The following is a 524-nucleotide window of genomic DNA, read 5'->3' as shown; positions in this document are numbered from 1 at the left end:
ATGTTAGCGGGTGGTTTGAACCCAGATAATGCACAGCAAGCAGCCACTTTAGGCTGTTTAGGGCTCGACCTTAACTCAGGTGTCGAGAGTGCTCCAGGCAAGAAAGATGCGGACAAACTCAACAAAGCGTTTGCTGCAATTCGCCAATACTGAGCGACCAGCCCAACGTAAGAACAGATGATTCGCTGTAGATAGACTACAGACCCTATTTCAGAGCATCGCACTGAGGTGCTCTACAAGATTAAAGACATTGGTATCCAGTCATACCAAGCAAATTGAAGGAATAACACGATGGCTAAACTTGATGCCTACTTTGGTGAATACGGTGGTCAATACGTACCACAGATTCTAGTGCCAGCCCTAGAGCAACTGGAACAAGCGTTTATCGACGCTCAAGCGGACCCAGAATTCCGTAGTGAGTTCATGACACTGCTTCAAGAGTACGCAGGTCGTCCAACAGCACTGACGCTAACTCGTAACCTAACGAAAGGCACTAAGACCAAGCTTTACCTAAAGCGTGAAGA

At 47.3% G+C, this 524-nt stretch carries 2 pseudogenes; both read left to right on the top strand.

From position 1 onward, the window contains the following. Window positions 1-153 (top strand): annotated as a pseudogene (locus KIV40_RS30805) (bifunctional indole-3-glycerol phosphate synthase/phosphoribosylanthranilate isomerase); the annotation flags it as partial. 138 nt (window positions 154-291) lie between these two features. Then, window positions 292-524, top strand: a pseudogene (locus KIV40_RS30800) (tryptophan synthase subunit beta); the annotation flags it as partial.

Source organism: Vibrio sp. D173a, assembly GCF_030248475.1.
Note: the sequence above shows the minus strand (reverse complement) of the source record. Positions and strands in the feature narration are given on the sequence as shown.